Below are 5,454 nucleotides of genomic sequence, written 5' to 3' on the forward strand. Positions count from 1 at the left end.
GATTCAGGTTTGCATCTTTAAAAAGATACAGCCGATAAGCGTGGGCGTTTGAAGGCGAATTGCCAAGTTCTTTGGAACTAAAAACAAACGCTCATGGAAATAGAGAAGTGAAGTTCACTTCAATTCCGTTTTTATGAGTGAGTCGCAAGACTTTAAATTCAAGATCGAACTGTAGAGTTTGATCCTGGCTCAGATTGAACGCTGGCGGCATGCCTTACACATGCAAGTCGAACGGTAACAGGTCTTCGGATGCTGACGAGTGGCGAACGGGTGAGTAATACATCGGAACGTGCCTAGTAGTGGGGGATAACTACTCGAAAGAGTGGCTAATACCGCATGAGATCTACGGATGAAAGCAGGGGATCGCAAGACCTTGTGCTACTAGAGCGGCCGATGGCAGATTAGGTAGTTGGTGGGATAAAAGCTTACCAAGCCGACGATCTGTAGCTGGTCTGAGAGGACGATCAGCCACACTGGGACTGAGACACGGCCCAGACTCCTACGGGAGGCAGCAGTGGGGAATTTTGGACAATGGGCGCAAGCCTGATCCAGCAATGCCGCGTGCAGGATGAAGGCCTTCGGGTTGTAAACTGCTTTTGTACGGAACGAAAAGCCCTGGGTTAATACCCTGGGGTCATGACGGTACCGTAAGAATAAGCACCGGCTAACTACGTGCCAGCAGCCGCGGTAATACGTAGGGTGCGAGCGTTAATCGGAATTACTGGGCGTAAAGCGTGCGCAGGCGGTTTTGTAAGACAGAGGTGAAATCCCCGGGCTCAACCTGGGAACTGCCTTTGTGACTGCAAGGCTAGAGTACGGCAGAGGGGGATGGAATTCCGCGTGTAGCAGTGAAATGCGTAGATATGCGGAGGAACACCGATGGCGAAGGCAATCCCCTGGGCCTGTACTGACGCTCATGCACGAAAGCGTGGGGAGCAAACAGGATTAGATACCCTGGTAGTCCACGCCCTAAACGATGTCAACTGGTTGTTGGGTCTTAACTGACTCAGTAACGAAGCTAACGCGTGAAGTTGACCGCCTGGGGAGTACGGCCGCAAGGTTGAAACTCAAAGGAATTGACGGGGACCCGCACAAGCGGTGGATGATGTGGTTTAATTCGATGCAACGCGAAAAACCTTACCCACCTTTGACATGTACGGAATCCTTTAGAGATAGAGGAGTGCTCGAAAGAGAGCCGTAACACAGGTGCTGCATGGCTGTCGTCAGCTCGTGTCGTGAGATGTTGGGTTAAGTCCCGCAACGAGCGCAACCCTTGCCATTAGTTGCTACGAAAGGGCACTCTAATGGGACTGCCGGTGACAAACCGGAGGAAGGTGGGGATGACGTCAAGTCCTCATGGCCCTTATAGGTGGGGCTACACACGTCATACAATGGCTGGTACAAAGGGTTGCCAACCCGCGAGGGGGAGCTAATCCCATAAAGCCAGTCGTAGTCCGGATCGCAGTCTGCAACTCGACTGCGTGAAGTCGGAATCGCTAGTAATCGTGGATCAGAATGTCACGGTGAATACGTTCCCGGGTCTTGTACACACCGCCCGTCACACCATGGGAGCGGGTCTCGCCAGAAGTAGGTAGCCTAACCGCAAGGAGGGCGCTTACCACGGCGGGGTTCGTGACTGGGGTGAAGTCGTAACAAGGTAGCCGTATCGGAAGGTGCGGCTGGATCACCTCCTTTCTGGAAAATGAAGCAGTTCAAGTTTGAACGCCCACACTTATCGGTTGTTGGATGGCAACTGTTGGAGCGCAAGTTCTGATGGATTGGGTCTGTAGCTCAGCTGGTTAGAGCACTGTGTTGATAACGCAGGGGTCGTTGGTTCGAGCCCAACTAGACCCACCAAACTTCCAATGCGAAAAACCCGATGGGGGATTAGCTCAGCTGGGAGAGCACCTGCTTTGCAAGCAGGGGGTCGTCGGTTCGATCCCGTCATCCTCCACCAAGGATTGGTTAGAAAATGATAGCGTCAAGTGGTGCTATAATCGTTGGCTCACCTCAATACAAAAGCAGTCTTGCAAAGACTGCTTTTGTATTGATCGATCCGATCAATAGGCTGTTCTTTAAAAATTCATAGAGTCGAAATCAGCGTTGCTGGCGGAAAGCATGAAACATTGCACCGTGCCGCCAGCAACTATTTGATTGCGTCACACGAATTCAACTAATGAATTCGATGTAATGACGAATCATTCTCTAGGCTGCGTCTGAAAAGATGCAACCAAAGAATCATTCACATTACGGCATAACGCGTGAGGTGCAAGACCTCACCAGTCTTTGAACTCGAAATGGCGAGCTCTGGCAACAGAGATCAAAGTTATAGGGTCAAGTGACTAAGAGCATATGGTGGATGCCTTGGCGATTACAGGCGAAGAAAGACGTGATAGCCTGCGATAAGCTTCGGGGAGCTGGCAAATAAGCTTTGATCCGGAGATTTCTGAATGGGGAAACCCACCCGCAAGGGTATCGTTAGCTGAATACATAGGCTAACGAGGCGAACCTGGAGAACTGAAACATCTAAGTACCCAGAGGAAAAGACATCAACCGAGATTCCGATAGTAGTGGCGAGCGAATTCGGAGGAGCCTTCTAGTGATAGCACGACGGTTAACAAAACGGAATGGAAAGTCCGGCCATAGTAGGTGATAGCCCTGTATGTGAAAACTGACGTGTGGTACTGAGCTAGAGAAAAGTAGGGCGGGACACGTGTAATCCTGTCTGAATATGGGGGGACCATCCTCCAAGGCTAAATACTCGTAATCGACCGATAGTGAACCAGTACCGTGAGGGAAAGGCGAAAAGAACCCCGGGAGGGGAGTGAAATAGATCCTGAAACCGTATGCTTACAAAAAGTCGGAGCCTCGAAAGGGGTGACGGCGTACCTTTTGTATAATGGGTCAGCGACTTACATTCAGTGGCAAGCTTAACCGAATAGGGAAGGCGTAGAGAAATCGAGTCCGAATAGGGCGTTCAGTCGCTGGGTGTAGACCCGAAACCAAGTGATCTAACCATGGCCAGGATGAAGGTGCCGTAACAGGTACTGGAGGTCCGAACCGACTGATGTTGCAAAATCAGCGGATGAGCTGTGGTTAGGGGTGAAAGGCTAAACAAACTTGGAAATAGCTGGTTCTCTCCGAAAACTATTTAGGTAGTGCCTCAAGTATTACCTGCGGGGGTAGAGCACTGTTTTGGCTAGGGGGTCATGGCGACTTACCAAACCAAGGCAAACTCCGAATACCGCAGAGTACAGCTTGGGAGACAGAGCACCGGGTGCTAACGTCCGGACTCAAGAGGGAAACAACCCAGACCGCCAGCTAAGGTCCCTAAAATTGGCTAAGTGGGAAACGAAGTGGGAAGGCTAAAACAGTCAGGATGTTGGCTTAGAAGCAGCCATCATTTAAAGAAAGCGTAATAGCTCACTGATCGAGTCGTCCTGCGCGGAAGATGTAACGGGGCTAAGCCAGTTACCGAAGCTGCGGATGTGCAATTTATTGCACGTGGTAGGAGAGCGTTCTGTAAGCCTGTGAAGGTGTCTGGTAACGGATGCTGGAGGTATCAGAAGTGCGAATGCTGACATGAGTAGCGTTAAAGGGGGTGAAAAGCCCCCTCGCCGTAAGCGCAAGGTTTCCTACGCAACGTTCATCGGCGTAGGGTGAGTCGGCCCCTAAGGCGAGGCAGAGATGCGTAGCTGATGGGAAACAGGTCAATATTCCTGTACCGATCAATAGTGCGATGTGGGGACGGAGAAGGTTAGCTCAGCCAACTGTTGGAATAGTTGGTTCAAGCCTGTAGTCGTGCCTGGTAGGCAAATCCGCCGGGCTGAGATGAGGGGTGATAACGAGTGTGCTTGCACACGAAGTGAGTGATACCCTGCTTCCAGGAAAAGCCACTAAGCTTCAGCTATTGACGACCGTACCGCAAACCGACACTGGTGCGCGAGATGAGTATTCTAAGGCGCTTGAGAGAACTCAGGAGAAGGAACTCGGCAAATTGATACCGTAACTTCGGGAGAAGGTATGCCCCTAGTAAGTGAAGTTGAACAAACGGAGCTCAATGGGGTTGCAAAAAATCGGTGGCTGCGACTGTTTAATAAAAACACAGCACTCTGCAAACACGAAAGTGGACGTATAGGGTGTGACGCCTGCCCGGTGCTGGAAGATTAAATGATGGGGTGCAAGCTCTTGATTGAAGTCCCAGTAAACGGCGGCCGTAACTATAACGGTCCTAAGGTAGCGAAATTCCTTGTCGGGTAAGTTCCGACCTGCACGAATGGCGTAACGATGGCCACACTGTCTCCTCCTGAGACTCAGCGAAGTTGAAATGTTTGTGATGATGCAATCTCCCCGCGGAAAGACGGAAAGACCCCATGAACCTTTACTGTAGCTTTGTATTGGACTTTGAACGGATCTGTGTAGGATAGGTGGGAGGCTTTGAAGCCAGGACGCTAGTTCTGGTGGAGCCGACGTTGAAATACCACCCTGGTGCGTTTGAGGTTCTAACCTAGGTCCATTATCTGGATCGGGGACAGTGCATGGTAGGCAGTTTGACTGGGGCGGTCTCCTCCCAAAGCGTAACGGAGGAGTTCGAAGGTACGCTAGGTACGGTCGGACATCGTGCTAATAGTGCAATGGCATAAGCGTGCTTAACTGCGAGACTGACAAGTCGAGCAGATGCGAAAGCAGGACATAGTGATCCGGTGGTTCTGTATGGAAGGGCCATCGCTCAACGGATAAAAGGTACTCTGGGGATAACAGGCTGATACCGCCCAAGAGTTCATATCGACGGCGGTGTTTGGCACCTCGATGTCGGCTCATCTCATCCTGGGGCTGTAGTCGGTCCCAAGGGTATGGCTGTTCGCCATTTAAAGAGGTACGTGAGCTGGGTTTAAAACGTCGTGAGACAGTTTTGTCCCTATCTTCCGTGGGCGCTGCAGATTTGAGGAAGCCTGCTCCTAGTACGAGAGGACCGGAGTGGACACACCTCTGGTGTACCTGTTGTCACGCCAGTGGCATCGCAGGGTAGCTACGTGTGGAAGAGATAACCGCTGAAAGCATCTAAGCGGGAAACTCGTTTCAAGATAAGATCTGCCGGGGCCTTGAGCCCCCTGAAGGGTCGTTGTAGACCACGACGTTGATAGGCTGGGTGTGGAAGCGCAGTAATGCGTTAAGCTAACCAGTACTAATTGCCCGTGAGGCTTGACCCTATAACTTTGATACTGCTGTGCAGTGTTCAAAAGACTTTATGCCAATGTGCGCAATCGAATAAAAGCTGATTAGGCTCTATGAATTTGCAAGGTAGCGATGAGCTGCTTTGCTACAAGTTATGCCTGGTGACCATAGCAAGTTGGCCCCACTCCTTCCCATCCCGAACAGGACAGTGAAACGACTTTGCGCCGATGATAGTGCGGATTCCCGTGTGAAAGTAGGTCATCGCCAGGCTCTTACAGC

Annotated in this window: 2 tRNA genes and 3 rRNA genes; all 5 read left to right on the top strand. The window is 51.2% G+C overall.

Annotation, left to right across the window (positions count from 1 at the left end):
* The first annotated feature begins 166 nt into the window (after positions 1-166).
* The 5 genes from CA2_RS16975 (at position 167) to rrf (ending at position 5,445) form a co-directional block, all read left to right on the top strand.
* Positions 167-1,695 (top strand): 16S ribosomal RNA (locus CA2_RS16975).
* Positions 1,696-1,780: 85 nt separating this feature from the next.
* Positions 1,781-1,857: transfer RNA gene (locus tag CA2_RS16980), tRNA-Ile, on the top strand.
* A 24-nt stretch (positions 1,858-1,881) separates the two neighbouring features.
* Positions 1,882-1,957 (top strand) — tRNA-Ala (locus CA2_RS16985).
* Between the two features lie 375 nt (positions 1,958-2,332).
* Positions 2,333-5,210, top strand: a 23S ribosomal RNA gene (locus CA2_RS16990).
* A 122-nt stretch (positions 5,211-5,332) separates the two neighbouring features.
* Positions 5,333-5,445 (top strand): 5S ribosomal RNA (gene rrf, locus CA2_RS16995).
* The 16S, 23S and 5S rRNA genes sit together here with 2 tRNA genes alongside, the layout of an rRNA operon.
* The last annotated feature ends 9 nt before the right edge of the window (positions 5,446-5,454 follow it).

The organism is Comamonas aquatica NBRC 14918 (assembly GCF_000739875.1).
GTDB classification, from domain to species: Bacteria; Pseudomonadota; Gammaproteobacteria; order Burkholderiales; family Burkholderiaceae_C; genus Comamonas; species Comamonas aquatica.